The sequence below is a fragment of the Ancylobacter tetraedralis genome (assembly GCF_014195655.1).
GTDB classification, from domain to species: domain Bacteria; phylum Pseudomonadota; class Alphaproteobacteria; order Rhizobiales; family Xanthobacteraceae; genus Ancylobacter; species Ancylobacter tetraedralis.
This window is the reverse complement of sequence record NZ_JACICD010000006.1, coordinates 150988-164688: the sequence shown is the minus strand read 5'-3', so window position 1 is coordinate 164688 and position 13701 is coordinate 150988. Positions and strand designations below refer to the sequence as shown.

The 13701-nt window shown below is 67.9% G+C and carries 11 protein-coding genes; 7 read left to right on the top strand and 4 right to left on the bottom strand.

Annotated elements, in window-relative coordinates:
• The first annotated feature begins 2 nt into the window (after positions 1-2).
• Together FHS55_RS16160 and FHS55_RS16155 are read left to right on the top strand one after the other, a co-directional pair.
• Positions 3-869, top strand: coding sequence for an ABC transporter permease (locus tag FHS55_RS16160; protein ID WP_183190810.1), 867 nt, complete (start codon positions 3-5; stop codon positions 867-869).
• Positions 866-2497 (top strand): GMC family oxidoreductase, encoded by a 1632-nt coding sequence (locus FHS55_RS16155; RefSeq protein WP_183190809.1) that lies wholly within the window; start codon positions 866-868, stop codon positions 2495-2497. The genes FHS55_RS16160 and FHS55_RS16155 overlap by 4 nt, the downstream gene beginning before the upstream one ends.
• Before the next feature lie 48 nt (positions 2498-2545).
• Here the strand turns inward: FHS55_RS16155 and FHS55_RS16150 are convergent, their stop codons facing one another.
• Positions 2546-3613 carry a dipeptidase gene (locus tag FHS55_RS16150; RefSeq protein WP_183190808.1) on the bottom strand — a complete coding sequence of 356 codons (1068 nt, stop codon included), beginning with the start codon at positions 3611-3613 and terminating at the stop codon, positions 2546-2548.
• Between the two features lie 307 nt (positions 3614-3920).
• Here FHS55_RS16150 and serA point away from each other — a divergent pair, with 307 nt between their 5' ends.
• A complete protein-coding gene (gene serA, locus FHS55_RS16145; protein ID WP_425485824.1) occupies positions 3921-5189 on the top strand; it encodes a phosphoglycerate dehydrogenase in 1269 nt (422 codons plus the stop codon).
• 43 nt (positions 5190-5232) lie between these two features.
• Here serA and FHS55_RS16140 read toward each other — a convergent pair whose 3' ends face one another.
• Complete coding sequence (locus tag FHS55_RS16140) at positions 5233-6768, bottom strand: DUF1254 domain-containing protein (RefSeq protein ID WP_183190807.1); 1536 nt, start codon at positions 6766-6768, stop codon at positions 5233-5235.
• A gap of 180 nt (positions 6769-6948) precedes the next feature.
• Between FHS55_RS16140 and FHS55_RS16135 the strand changes: the two genes are divergently transcribed.
• Entirely contained in the window at positions 6949-7224 is a 276-nt protein-coding gene (locus FHS55_RS16135; protein WP_183190806.1) for a hypothetical protein, read from the top strand.
• A gap of 501 nt (positions 7225-7725) precedes the next feature.
• Positions 7726-8133: a hypothetical protein gene (locus FHS55_RS16130; protein ID WP_183190805.1), complete on the top strand. Its 408-nt coding sequence runs from the start codon at positions 7726-7728 to the stop codon at positions 8131-8133.
• 60 nt (positions 8134-8193) lie between these two features.
• On the opposite strand, the gene FHS55_RS16125 is transcribed toward FHS55_RS16130, so the two are convergent.
• Entirely contained in the window at positions 8194-10554 is a 2361-nt protein-coding gene (locus FHS55_RS16125; protein WP_183190804.1) for a Tex family protein, read from the bottom strand.
• 254 nt (positions 10555-10808) lie between these two features.
• On the opposite strand from FHS55_RS16125, the gene FHS55_RS16120 reads away from it, so the two are divergent.
• Positions 10809-11783, top strand: coding sequence for a glutaminase (locus tag FHS55_RS16120; protein WP_183190803.1), 975 nt, complete (start codon positions 10809-10811; stop codon positions 11781-11783).
• Between the two features lie 132 nt (positions 11784-11915).
• Here FHS55_RS16120 and FHS55_RS16115 read toward each other — a convergent pair whose 3' ends face one another.
• Positions 11916-12104: a DUF2735 domain-containing protein gene (locus tag FHS55_RS16115; protein ID WP_183190802.1), complete on the bottom strand. Its 189-nt coding sequence runs from the start codon at positions 12102-12104 to the stop codon at positions 11916-11918.
• 451 nt (positions 12105-12555) lie between these two features.
• Here FHS55_RS16115 and FHS55_RS16110 point away from each other — a divergent pair, with 451 nt between their 5' ends.
• A complete protein-coding gene (locus FHS55_RS16110; RefSeq protein WP_183190801.1) occupies positions 12556-13590 on the top strand; it encodes a glutamine synthetase beta-grasp domain-containing protein in 1035 nt (344 codons plus the stop codon).
• The last annotated feature ends 111 nt before the right edge of the window (positions 13591-13701 follow it).

Here is a 13701-nt window from a genome sequence, read left to right as displayed (position 1 = left end):
CCATGCTGCCGTCGATTCCCGCGCCCCGCCTCGTGACCTTCGCCTACCGGGCCTATGTGGCGCTGTTCTTCGTCTATCTCGCCGTGCCGCTAATCGTGGTGGCCGTGTTCGCGTTCAACGATTCGCTCTATCCCTCGCTGCCGTGGAAGGGCTTTACGCTGGACTGGTTCTTCGGGGCGAGCGCGCCGAAGATCGGGCTGTTCCATGATCGCGCCATCCTGCGCGGGCTGGTCAACTCGCTGCTGGTGGCGTTCGCCACCACGGCCGCCTCGGTACTGGTGGGCACCACCACCGCCTTCCTGTTCGAGCGCTACGATTTCCGCTTCAAGGGCGTGTGCTACATGCTGATGCTGGCGCCGCTGGTCATTCCCGGCGTCATTCTCGGCATTTCGATCCTCGCCTTCTCGTCGCAGATCGCCAATGCGGCGGATGACGCGTTCGGCCTCGAGCTCAACGCGCTGCGCCCCGGCCTCCTGCTGGTCGCGCTCGGCCAGTTCTCCTTCATCGCCACCATCGCGACGCTGGTCATCTCCTCCCGGCTGCGCAAGTTCGATCGCTCGCTGGAAGAGGCCGCGCTCAATCTCGGCGCCAGCCCGTTCATGGCCATCGTCACGGTGACGCTGCCCTATCTGGCGCCGGCGCTGATCGGCTCGGCGCTGGTGGCCTTCCTCATGTCGTTCGAGAACTTCAATACCACGCTCATGCTGGTCGGCTCCGACGCGCCGCTGACCATCACCATGTTCGACCGCATGAAACAGGGCTCGACGCCGGTGCTGAACGCCGTCTCGGTGTTCCTCATGCTGGGCTCGGCGCTGCTCGGGCTCGTCTCCGTCATGGCGCAGCGCGGCGGCAAGGGGACGGCGGAATGAGCGGGGTGAGCGAGGACGAGGTCGACTACATCGTCGTCGGCTCGGGTTCGGCCGGCTCGGTCGTCGCCGGGCGGCTGGCCATGGACGGGCGTTTCCGCGTGCTGCTGCTGGAGGCTGGCCCACGCGACCGCTCGCCGTGGATCCACCTGCCGATCGGCTACGGCATGTCGTTCTACAATCCGCGCGTCAACTGGATGTACCGCACCGAGCCGGTGCCCGGGCTCGACGGGCGGGTCATCTACCAGCCGCGCGGCAAGGTGATCGGCGGGTCCAGTTCGATCAACGCCATGGTCTATTCGCGCGGCCAGCCGAGCGATTTTGAGGCCTGGGCGGCGATGGGCAATCCCGGCTGGGGCTGGGACGAGGTGCTCGCCGCCTATCGCCGCATCGAGAGCCATGCGCTGGGGGGCAGCCGCTGGCACGGCGGCAGTGGCCCGCTGGCGGTGAAGGACATATCGCGCGAGGCGCATCCGCTGGCGCATGTCTTCGTCGACGCGGGGCAGCAGGCCGGCCATGCCTTCAACCCCGATCTCAACGGCGGCAGCATCGAGGGGGTCGGCTACTACCAGATCAACACGAAGGGCGGTTTCCGCATGTCCGCCGCCCGGGGCTGGCTATGGCCGGCCATGCGCGCCAGGGCGCTGCGGGTGGAGACCGGAGCGCTGGTGACCCGCATCGATCTCGAGGGCCGGCGCGCGGTCGGCGTCACCTATGAGCAGGGCGGGGCGACGCACGCGGTGCGGGCGCGACGCGAGGTGGTGCTGTGCGGCGGCGCCATCAACACGCCGCAGCTGCTCATGCTTTCCGGCATCGGGCCGGGCGAGCCGCTGCGCGCCCTCGGCATCCAGGTTCGGCACGCGCTGCCGGCGGTGGGCGCGCATCTGCAGGATCACCTGTGCCACGACCATGTCTATCGCTCGCGCCTGCCGAGCCTGAACGACGACCTGTTGCCGCTCGCCGGCAAGATCCGCGTCGGCCTGCGCTACCTCATGACGCGGAGTGGTCCGCTGGCGCTGAGCGTCAACCAGGCCGGCGGCTTCGTGCGCTCCACGCCGGACGCGCCGCAGCCGGACATCCAGCTCTATTTCTCGCCGCTCTCCTATGAGCGCGCCGTGCCGGGCGTGCGGGCGCTGATGAAGCCGGATGCCTTTTCCGGCTTCTCCATGAGCATCTCTCCCTGCAACCCCACCAGCCGTGGCGCGATCGTGCTCGCCTCGCCCGATCCCTATGCGGCCCCCGAGGTGCGGGCGCGCTATCTCGATACGGAAGAGGACCAGCGGGTCGCCCTGATCGGCGTGCACATGCTGCGCCGTCTGGCGGCGACGCCGGCGCTCGCCGCGATTATCGCGCAGGAGATCAAGCCCGGGCCCGAGTGCATGGAGGAGGCGGACCTGCTCGCCGACATACGCGCGCGGGGCTATTCGGTGTTCCATCCCTGCGGCTCCTGCCGCATGGGCCCCGATCCCGCCAGCTCGGTGGTCGATGCGCGGCTGCGCGTGCACGGGCTCGCCGGGCTGCGCATCGTCGATGCCTCGATCTTTCCGCTCGTCACCTCCGGCAACACCAACGCCCCGGCCATGATGGTGGGCGAGCGCGGCGCCGACTTCCTGCTTGAGGAGGCGCGCTGACGCGCCCACGGGGCGGGAGCCGGCGCCGCCGGTCAGGGCGTCTCGCGGTCAGGCGGCCTCGCGCCAGGTCTGGCGAAGCACTCGCAGCCAGTTTTCCCGGCAGATCTTCGCGAGCTCGTCATCGGTGAAGCCATCGGCGGCGAGCGCGGCGATGAGTGTCTGCTGGCCCGCCGCGTCGCCGATATCGGCCGGGATGGTCGCCCCGTCATAATCCGAGCCGAGGGCGACGCAGTCGATGCCCATGCGCTCGACCATGTGGCGGATATGGGCGACCATCCGGGCGATCGGCGTATCGGCATTCTCCTGCCCGTCCGGCCGCAGCATGGTGGTGGCGTAGTTGAGGCCGACCACGCCCGCACTTTCGCGCACGGCATCGAGCTGGCGGTCGGTCAGGTTGCGCGCCACCGGGGTGAGCGCGTGGGCGTTGGAATGGCTGGCCACCAGCGGCTGGTCGGTGGTCTTCGCCACGTCCCAGAAGCCCTGCTCGGTGATGTGGGCGAGGTCGACGACAATGCCCAGCCGGTTGCATTCGCGTACCAGTTCGAAGCCGGCCGCCGTCAGGCCCGGTCCGGTGTCCGGGCTCATGGGATAGGCGAAGGGCACGCCATGGCCGAAGATGTTGTGGCGGCTCCAGACGGGCCCCAGCGAGCGCAGGCCGGCGGCGTGGAAGCTCTTCAGCACCGACAAGTCCGCGCCGATCGGCTCGCAGCCTTCCAGATGCAGCACGGCGGCGAAGGTGCCGGCCGTCATGGCGCCACGGATATCGGCCGTGCTGCGGCAGATCTTCCACAGCCCGGCCTGTTCCAGCTGGAAGGCGATGGTGCCGATCTCCAGCGCGATATCGAGCGCCCGCAGCCGGTCCAGCGGGCCGGGCATGGGGGTGATATAGTGCCCGTCGGCGTCGGGCGTCTTCAGGATCAGTTCGCCCGAGGGAATGTAGATCGCGCAGAACCCGCCGGCCAGCCCACCGCGCTGGGCGCGGGGTCGATCGATATGGCCGGCGCTGGTGCCGTCGGCGAATTCGCGCAGCGGGTCGAGGCCGCGCGCGGCGTGGCTCCACAGCCGCAGCAGGACATCATTGTGACCGTCGAAGACCAGTTGTTTGGGAAAGGACATGCTGAACCCATTGCCGCGAAATGCCCGACCGACCTCGGCTCGGATGCCGCCGGCCGCGAATCGTGGGGCGATTTGAGCCACGCCGCTGTGGCTTTTGCCAGGCGTTTTGCGCGAGGTCGGCCCCGCATGCCGCCTTGAACCCATGTCGGGGCGGATCCGGCTCTAGACGGCGGGCGCCAAAAGGTTAAGTTCGCGCCGCCCGCGGCTCCCCGCGCCGCCGGGCGGCGGGTCGAGCCGGGCCATGGCGCTTGTCGCGCACCGGCCGCACCGCCCGTGAGCCTATCTGCCGACGAAGGACACCGCGATCGTGCTCGATCTTCTTCCCGCTTTGCCGCAACTCTCGCTCGCCAAGGACAAGATCCGGGTGCTGCTGCTCGAAGGCGTCAATGACAGCGCCGTCGAGACCCTGACGGTGGCCGGCTATTCCAATGTCACGCGCCTGCCCAAGGCGCTCGACGGCGATGCCCTCAAGGATGCGATGAAGGGCGTGCACCTCCTCGGCATCCGCTCGCGCACCCAGATCACCGCCGACATTCTCGAGGCGGCGGACCGGCTGATCGCCATCGGCTGTTTCAGCGTCGGCACCAATCAGGTGGATCTCGGCGCCGCGCGCGCCCAGGGCATCCCGGTGTTCAACGCGCCCTTTTCCAACACGCGCAGCGTCGCGGAACTGGTGATCGGCGAGATCGTCATGCTGCTGCGGCGGATTCCCGAGCGCTCGCGCGCCGCCCATGACGGGCTGTGGGACAAGTCCGCGCACAATAGCCACGAGGTGCGCGGCAAGACGCTGGGCATTATCGGCTACGGCAATATCGGCACCCAGCTGTCCAACCTCGCCGAGGCGATGGGCATGAAGGTGATCTATTACGATCACGTCTCCAAGCTGCGCCACGGCAATACCGAGTCGGTCGGCAGCCTGCACCAGCTGCTGGCGCAGAGCGATGTCGTCAGCCTGCACGTGCCGGAGACGGCGGCGACGCAGAACATGATCGGCGCGGCGGAATTCGCGGCGATGAAGGACGGCGCCTATTTCATCAATAACAGCCGCGGCACGGTGGTCGATCTCGCCGCCCTTGCCGAGGCGCTCAAAGCCGGCCGGCTGCGCGGGGCGGCGGTGGATGTGTTCCCGGTGGAGCCCGGCTCCAACAAGGAGCGCTTCGTCTCGCCGCTGCAGGGTTTGGACAATGTCATCCTCACCCCGCATATCGGCGGCTCCACCGAGGAGGCGCAGGAGCGCATCGGCTCGGAGGTCGCGCGCAAGATGGTGGATTACAGCGACAGCGGCACGACCCTGGGCGCGGTGAATTTCCCCGAGGTGCAGCTTCCCGCGCGCCCGCTCGGCACGCGCTTCATCCAGGTGCAGCGCAACCTGCCGGGCATGCTCGGGCGGCTCAACGAGGTGCTGGCGCGCCACCAGGTGAACATCGCCGCTCAGTATTACGAGACCTATGCCGATGTCGGCTATGTCGTGCTGGACGCGGACGCCTCCGCCGCCGACAGCGAGCGCGTGCTGGCCGATATCCGCAAGCTGGAGGGCACGATCCGCGCCCGGCTGCTCTACGAATACAAGGTGTGAGCGGGGTGCCCGCCGCCCGGTTGATCGGGCGGCGGGCACAGCCTCACGGCTGCGGCTCGAAGTCGCCGGGCCGCCACGACTGGTCGAACCACGGCTCCAGCGGGCCATAGAGCCGCAGCAGCACGTTGTAGCCCTTGCCGGGCAGGGTCTGCACCCAGTTGCCCTCGTGGCCGGCCGGCGCGGTCGGGCCGAACCAGACGGTGGCACCGCCGTCGGCGTTCTTCTTGAGGTTGGGCAGCGTGCTGTCGACGCCGGCCAGCTTCTGGTCGGTGGGCAGCAGCGAACGCGTGTTGTTGTCATAGGCGGTGAAGGCCCAGAAGGCGTTCACCGGCACCGGGCCCGGCAGCGTGACCGAATAGGTGCGGGCGCCGTCGAGATACTCACCTTTGGCGTCGCGCAGGCCCACCGCATAGGCCGAGCCGGTGCCGGGCTGCGCCTGGGTCATCGCCGGGGTGATGCCGGTCGCGTAGTAGAAGAACAGGGTGCGTGCGTCGAGCAGGCGCGCGGCGCCGTCGAGGAAGCGGTAGCTGCCGCCGATGAAGGCGGTGAGCCATTGCCGGTCGGTGTAGATCTTCGCCGCCGGGTCGCGCGAGGCGAACAGGTCGGCGCGGGCGATGCCGTTCGCCACGGCCACCGAATCGGTGAGGATCGCCTTCAGCCGGGCGTCCGGCGCGAAGGGCTGGCCTTTTCGGATGCCGATTGCCGCGTAGAGGCCGACCTCGTCGGGATCGACCCAGTTGGCCGGCTCGTTCTGCACCACGCTGTTCAGCTCCTCGAAGAAGCTGAAGTCATTGGCGCTGATGGTGTTGAACCGGACGCCGGAGAGGTTGACGAAGGTGGTCGCTGGCGGCTTGGCGGCCTCGGCGAGCGGAAACACTGCCGCCTCCGCCTTCACCCCGGCCACGGCCGCGGCGATGTCGCCCTTCTCGACGAAGGCGCGGTAGAATACGACGATCCGGTTGGTGCGCGGCTTCGCGATGTGGAAGCCCATCTTCGGCAGCGGGCCGGTGTAGCCCGGCGGCACGAACAGGTAAGTGCCGCCGCGCCCCTGGTCGGGCCCGGTGAGGCCCACATCGGTCACCCAGCGGAAATCGGCGTCGTCGGCCGGTCCGAGCACGCGCGGGGGCACCCGCACCACCATCGGCCCCGCGTTCAGATCGAGGCAGAACAGAGTGTAGACCGTCGTCGTGTTGGCGGTGAGGAAGAGCGAGCGCGCGTCGAGCAGGTCCTCGGCGATGCCGATGCCGCCATTGGGTTTCACGCCCGCCTCGTCGAGGCCGCGGCAGATGGCATGGACCGAGGTTGCGGAGATGCCCTTGAGGAAGGCGTCGATGCCGCGGGTGAAGTCCAGCTGGTCACGCAGCAGCTGGACCGTGGGCGCGTCGGGCGCGCCATCCTTGAAGCGCAGCGTGCCGATGCGGGTTTCGACCGTGTCCGGCGTGGTGATCTTCGCCGGCACGTCGGGCGCATAACGCGGCGCGGCGCTGCCGCTCGCCGTCTGCGCCCGGCCGAGGCCCGGCGCGAGCGCGAGAAGCACGGCGGCAAGGCCGGCTGACAAAAAGTGGCAACAGCTTTTCATGTCTGGCGAATCCCCCCTGTTTCCCACCGCCGGCGATTGGCCATGCGCCTCCTTTGCAGGCGCCGCCGGGTGTGGGCTATCGATCATTGTACATCAGGAAGGGGGCCGGCGACTTGATAACGCGCAACGATTGGTTGACGGAGCGGGACAGAAATCCTCGCCCGCAGCGCTCAGCGCCGCTTGAAGGCGTCCAGCAGCGCGGCGCCGAGCGCACCCTGCGGCTCGCGCTTCATCCAGGTGCAGCGCAACCTGCCGGGCATGCTCGGGCGGCTCAACGAGGTGCTGGCGCGCCATCAGGTGAACATCGCCGCTCAATATTACGAGACCTATGCCGATGTCGGCTATGTCGTGCTGGACGCGGACGCCTCCGCCGCCGACAGCGAGCGCGTGCTGGCCGATATCCGCAAGCTCGAAGGCACGATCCGCGCCCGGCTGCTCTACGAATACAAGGTGTGAGAGACGGGGCGAGAGGCCGGCGCAGGTTCGGCCTCTCGCGGACTGTCCGGTTGCCCGAGACGGGTGCGCATTCTTCAGGGCGCGTGCCTGGCCGTTTCGGCGGACGTTTTCTGTCAGGGCACTGCCGCGTGGTAGATCCGGCCGCCTTTCAGATGGCCGTGCCGTTGCGTCAAGGCCGGAACGCCTGACGGGATCCTCCTGGATCCGGCTCGCGAGAGCCCCCGGGAAACGACCAATAAGCTGCCATCCGATGCCTTTCCGGCTTGCCCGCAGGCCGTCTCCCACGGCGATTGCGGGAAGGTCGTTGCATTCCGCAACGGTGTTGCCGAAATCTGTGCGCTCATCCGTTTGCTGTCGGTCATCATGATCAGGCGGCTGTTCCGAAGCCGTTCTTCAGGACCCTGACCCGCCTGCGCATCCCTGTGGGATGGCGGATGGCGACGGATCCGGAGAGGTCCACCGCACCTGCCCCTCCGACATCCGCAAAATAGGGAAATCACCATGCACCCGCTCCGAAGCCTGCGCGAGGCTGGATCTCCCACGCCCGAGCAGGTCGCCAAATTGCTGGCCGAGAACGTGGTTTTCAACAGCCCGGTTCTCATTCGCGCGATCGAGGGGCGTGATGCCGTCTCTTTCGCCATCGCGAATTCGTCCCGCAGCCGGGACAGCGTCGGAAAATACGTTCTCGAATCCAAGCTCGACGCTCGAACGACCTTTCTCAGATGGGAAGGCACGATCGACGGCCACAAGCTGGAAAGTCTTGAAATCCTTGTCGACGATGAGAATGGGCAGCTCGTGGAGCGAACCATCGCCTACCGGCCATTTCCGGCCGTGCAGATCTTTCGCGACCGTATGCGTGCCAATGCGGGCGGCAAGATCCCCGATGACATGTGGGACTATCCGGTCTGATCGTTCGTCCGCGCCCGCGCGTCGCGGGGAACCGCCCGGCACGGCCGGGCGGCCGGTGGATTAGCGCTTCTTGAAAGCGTCCATCAACGCCGCCCCGAGCGCACCCTGCGCCTCGCGCGGGGCCGGCTTCCCTGCCGCCGGCTTGGGCGGGGCGCCGCGACCGGGTGCGACCTGGTTGTCCCTGTTGTCGCGCGGTGCGCGCTCTAGCTGTCGCGATGCACTGCCCGATGCGCTGCCCGGCCCCGCATCGCGCCGCATCGATAGCGAGATGCGCTTGCGCTTGATGTCGATCTCCAGCACCCGCACCTTCACCACATCGCCCACCTTCACCACCTCATGCGCGTCCTTGATGAAGCGGTCGGCGAGCTGGGAGACGTGCACCAGCCCGTCCTGATGCACGCCGATATCGACGAAGGCACCGAAGGCGGCGACGTTGGTCACGGTGCCTTCCAGCTCCATGCCGGGCTTGAGGTCCTTCATGTCGTCGATGCCGTCCGCGAAGGTGGCGGTCTTGAAGGCCGGGCGCGGGTCGCGGCCGGGCTTGTCCAATTCGGCGATGATGTCACGCACCGTGGGCAGGCCGAAGCGCTCGTCGACGAACGCGCGGGGGTCCAACTGGGAGAGGGCGGCGCTGTCGCCCATAAGCGTGCGCAGGTCGCGCCCGCAGGCCTTCACGATCTTGCGCGCGACGCCATAGGCCTCCGGATGCACCGAGGAGGCGTCGAGCGGCTCGGCGCCATCCCGGATGCGCAGGAAGCCGGCGCATTGCTCGAAGGTGCGCGGCCCGAGGCGGGTGACATCCAGCAGCTGCTTGCGGCTGGCAAAGGGGCCGTTGGCATCGCGATGGGCGACGATGGCCTCGGCCAGCGCGGTGCCGAGGCCCGAGACGCGCGCCAGCAGCGAGGCGGAGGCGGTGTTGAGATCGACTCCGACCGCGTTCACCGCATCCTCCACCACCGCGTCGAGCGCGCGGGCGAGGTGATACTGGTCCACATCATGCTGGTACTGGCCGACGCCGATCGACTTCGGCTCGATCTTGACGAGTTCGGCCAGCGGATCCTGCAGCCGGCGGGCGATGGAGACGGCGCCGCGCAGCGAGACGTCGAGAGTGGGGAATTCCATCGCCGCGGCCTCGGAGGCCGAATAGACCGAGGCGCCGGCCTCCGACACCACCACCTTGATCGGCTTGGGCGACGGCAGGTCGCCCAGCATCTCGGCCACCAGCTTCTCGGTCTCGCGGCTGCCGGTGCCGTTGCCGATGGCCACCAGCTCCACCTTGTGCTGGCGGATGAGGCGGGCAAGCTCGCCCTGCGTGCCGCGCACGTCGTTCTTGGGCGGGAAGGGGTAGACCGTGGTGGTGGCCACCAGCTTGCCGGTGCCGTCGATAATGGCGACCTTGACGCCGGTGCGGATGCCGGGATCGAGCCCCATGGTGGCGCGCGAGCCGGCCGGCGCCGTGAGCAAGAGGTCCTTGAGATTGCGGGCGAACACATTGATCGCCTCGGTCTCCGCCTTCATCCTGAGGTCCGTCATCAGGTCGAGCGAGAGGTGCAGCGCGAGCTTCACCCGCCAGGTCCAGCCGGCCACCTCCATGAGCCACACGTCGCCGGGCAGGTTGGCGCCGATCGAATAGGCCTCCGCGATCATGCGCACCACGGGCTTGAGCGGGCGCGGATCCTCGGCGTCGACCTCGATCTCCAGCGTCAGCATGTCCTCGTTGCGCCCGCGCAGCATGGCGAGCGCGCGGTGGCTGGGCACGGCCGCCCATTTCTCCACATGGTCGAAATAGTCGGAGAACTTGGCCCCGGCCTCCGCCTTGCCCTCGACCAGCCGGGACCGCAGGCTGGCATTCTGCCTGAGATAACCGCGCAGCCGGCCCAGCAGCTCGGCATTCTGCGCGAACTGTTCGGAGATAATGTCGCGCGCGCCGTCCAGCGCGGCTTTCACATCGACCACCTCGTCGGTGAGATAGGCCTGCGCCAGCTCGGCCGGCACCGGCGCTCGGTTGGCGAGAATGGCTTCCGCCAGCGGGCCGAGCCCGCGCTCGCGGGCGATCTCCGCCTTGTTGCGGCGCTTGGGCTTGTAGGGGAGGTAGATGTCCTCCAGCTCCGCCTTGGTCGTGGCACCGACAATGGCGGCTTCCAGCTCGGGGGTGAGCTTTTCCAGCTGGCGGACGGCCTGCAGGATGGCCCCGCGCCGGGCTTCCAGCTCGCGCAGGTAGATCAGCCGCTCTCCCAGCTGGCGCAGCTGGGTGTCGTCCAGCCCGCCGGTCGCTTCCTTGCGGTAGCGCGCGATGAAGGGGACGGTCGCGCCCTCGTCCAAGAGGGCGATGGCGGCCAGCGCCTGCTGCGGGCGCGCGCCGATCTCGCTGGCGATCTGCCGGGCGATGCGGTCGGCGAGGGAAGAGGTATCGGTGGTCATGCGGCTCACGGAATCGCTGGCAGGGCCGGGCAGAATAGCCAGCCGCGCCGGCAAACGCCACGCCGGTCGGCCGGATCGCCGCACGAGCGATACCCCGGCACCGCTCGACGCGCTGCCCCCCGGCGCGCCGGGGGATCCGTGCGGCCGGATGGGGCCAGGGCCCGCCGGCCCGCCGGCGCAAGCGTTCGCCAAGGCGTTTGCCGGGCGTTACGGCCCGTGATTTGCACGCTGGCGGGCGGGTCCGGCCTTGCGCTATGGCTGGCATTGTCCACAGCCGCCAGAAATCGGGGAGGCCGCCCGTCGTGCCTGATATCGACCTCATCGTCCGGGAAATCGCCGAGGAAATGCGGGCCCGGCCCGATCGCGGCGACGTCGCCACCTATATTCCCGAACTGGCCCGCGTCGACCCGGCCGGGTTCGCGCTCGCGGTGGTGGATGTCGATGGCCATGTCGCGGTGGGGGGCGATGCGGATGTCGCCTTCTCCATCCAGAGCATATCCAAGGTGTTCACCCTGACGCTGGCCCTGGGCAAGGCGGGCAACCGGCTGTGGGAGCGGGTGGGGCGCGAGCCCTCGGGCAGCCCGTTCAACTCCATCGTGCAGCTGGAGAACGAGCGCGGCATTCCGCGCAATCCGTTCATCAATGCCGGGGCGATCGCGGTGACCGACGTCATCCTGTCCGGCCACCAGCCGAAGGAGGCGCTCGGCGAGATCCTGCGCTTCATGCGCTTCCTCGCCGACGATCCCACCATCTCGATGGACGATGCGGTGGCGGCGTCCGAGCAGCGCACCGGCTTCCGCAACCGGGCGCTGGCCAATTACATGAAGGCGTTCGGCGTGCTGGAGAACCCGGTCGACTACACGCTGGGCGTCTATTTCCACCACTGCGCCATCGCCATGTCCTGCCGGCAGCTGGCGCTGGCGGGGCGTTTCCTCGCCCATGGCGGGCGAAATCCCGCGACGGGGCATTCCGTGGTCTCGCCCGAGCGCGCCCGGCGCATCAACGCCATCATGATGACGTGCGGCCATTATGACGGGTCGGGCGAGTTCGCCTATCGCGTCGGCCTGCCGGGCAAGAGCGGGGTGGGGGGTGGAATTCTGGCCATCGCGCCGCGCAAGGCCTCCATCGCGGTGTGGTCGCCGGGGCTGGACGCCAGCGGCAACTCGCATCTGGGGCGGATCGCGCTCGAACGGCTCACCCAGCGGCTGGGCTGGTCCGTGTTCGGCTGATCGCGGCACGGCAGGACCGACAGCGGAAATCGGGCCGAGGGGAGGGAAGAGGGCCGGGCGTACGGGACGCTGGTCCTCTTCAGTGCTCAAAAACAGGGCGCGTCGCGCATACGGATGTCATCGGCTGCGCGGTCAGTTCTTCGGGTTGCGTTCTTCCTTCATGGCTTCCTCATGGTACCAGCTGCCAAAGGCCACGCTGGCGAGGTTGGCCGGCATCTCGGCCGTCTGACGGGCCACCGCCTGACGCGCGGCAAGGCCGGCGCGGCCACCGGTGGGGAACGGAACGATCTGGGCGCTCTCGCGCTGGGTCGGGGTATTCATTGTGTTTCTCCTTATTGGGCTGCGCGTTCCCGCGTCAGCCGCCAATGGCAATATAGCATCTTATGCATGGCGTTTGCGCAATATGCATATTTTGAGATCACAAGAAGATCAAAATTTGTGCAGTGCCGAACGCGTCTGCGATGGGCGTTGGTTCAACGCGGGATGAGCCATGCGGGTTCCTCCGCCCGCTGCGGTGCACCCGGCGCATGGGGACCGCCGGGCTGCGCCAAGCCGCGTGAATTCAGGCGAATCGCCATGGCACGGGATCCCGGCGCGCGCCGCCGCCGGCTGCCGCCCGGGCGAATGGAAGGCCCCGCGCGACCGGTTGGGGCGAATTGGCACGCGGCATGCTTGTAGGATGGATAGCCGTTGACGGTCGATCCTTCCTCACGCGGCCGGCAGAGCGACGTGGGTTCTTCGGCACCCGGTCACAAGCTATGAGAGACACGCAATGACGAAGTACAAACTCGAGTACATCTGGCTCGACGGTTACAAGCCGACGCCGAACCTGCGTGGCAAGACGCAGATCAAGGAATTCGACCACTTCCCCACGCTCGAGGAACTGCCTCTCTGGGGTTTCGACGGTTCGTCCACCATGCAGGCCGAGGGTCGCAGCTCCGATTGCGTGCTGAAGCCGGTCGCGGTCTATCCCGACCCGGCCCGCAAGAACGGCGCTCTGGTGATGTGCGAAGTCATGATGCCGGACGGCGTCACCCCGCACGCCACCAATGCCCGCGCCACCATCCTGGATGACGAAGGCGCCTGGTTCGGCTTCGAGCAGGAATATTTCTTCTACAAGGACGGTCGCCCGCTCGGCTTCCCCGAGCATGGCTATCCCGCGCCGCAGGGCCCGTACTACACCGGCGTCGGCTTCAAGAATGTCGGCGACGTCGCCCGCGAGATCGTCGAGGAGCACCTTGAGCTCTGCCTGGAAGCTGGCATCAACCACGAAGGCATCAACGCGGAAGTCGCGAAGGGCCAGTGGGAATTCCAGATTTTCGGCAAGGGCTCCAAGAAGGCCGCCGACGAAGTGTGGATGGCCCGCTACCTCCTGCTGCGCCTTACCGAGCAGTATGGCGTCGACATCGAGTTCCACTGCAAGCCGCTCGGCGACACCGATTGGAACGGCTCGGGCATGCATGCGAACTTCTCGACCAAGTACCTGCGCGAAGTCGGCGGCAAGGACTATTTCGAGGCGCTGATGGCCGCCTTCGAGAAGAACCTCGATGACCACATCGCCGTGTACGGTCCGGATAACCACCTGCGCCTGACCGGCAAGCACGAGACGGCGCCGTGGAACAAGTTCAGCTATGGCGTCGCCGATCGCGGCGCGTCGATCCGCGTGCCCCACTCGTTCATCAAGAACGACTACAAGGGCTATCTTGAGGATCGCCGCCCGAACTCGCAGGGGGACCCCTATGCGATCGCCTCCCAGATCCTGAAGACGGTCTCGGAAGTCCCGACCAAGGCCGCCGTCGCGGCGTGATCTTCCAGCGGGGTGCCGCGCTTGCGCGCGCCCTCCGCTTCTCCCGAACTCCCGGACGGGCTGACCGTCTGCCTCAAGCCAGTCCCGGAAACGGGGCTGGCTTTTGTTTGT

Bases quoted from the DNA above. Each gene is read 5' to 3' on its own strand.
- FHS55_RS16160 (WP_183190810.1), top strand. From the start codon at position 3: ATGCTGCCGTCGATTCCCGCGCCCCGCCTCGTGACCTTCGCCTACCGG.
- FHS55_RS16155 (WP_183190809.1), top strand. From the start codon at position 866: ATGAGCGGGGTGAGCGAGGACGAGGTCGACTACATCGTCGTCGGCTCG.
- FHS55_RS16150 (WP_183190808.1), bottom strand. From the start codon at position 3,613: ATGTCCTTTCCCAAACAACTGGTCTTCGACGGTCACAATGATGTCCTG.
- FHS55_RS16140 (WP_183190807.1), bottom strand. From the start codon at position 6,768: ATGAAAAGCTGTTGCCACTTTTTGTCAGCCGGCCTTGCCGCCGTGCTT.
- FHS55_RS16130 (WP_183190805.1), top strand. From the start codon at position 7,726: ATGCACCCGCTCCGAAGCCTGCGCGAGGCTGGATCTCCCACGCCCGAG.
- FHS55_RS16125 (WP_183190804.1), bottom strand. From the start codon at position 10,554: ATGACCACCGATACCTCTTCCCTCGCCGACCGCATCGCCCGGCAGATC.
- FHS55_RS16120 (WP_183190803.1), top strand. From the start codon at position 10,809: ATGGCTGGCATTGTCCACAGCCGCCAGAAATCGGGGAGGCCGCCCGTC.
- FHS55_RS16115 (WP_183190802.1), bottom strand. From the start codon at position 12,104: ATGAATACCCCGACCCAGCGCGAGAGCGCCCAGATCGTTCCGTTCCCC.
- FHS55_RS16110 (WP_183190801.1), top strand. From the start codon at position 12,556: ATGACGAAGTACAAACTCGAGTACATCTGGCTCGACGGTTACAAGCCG.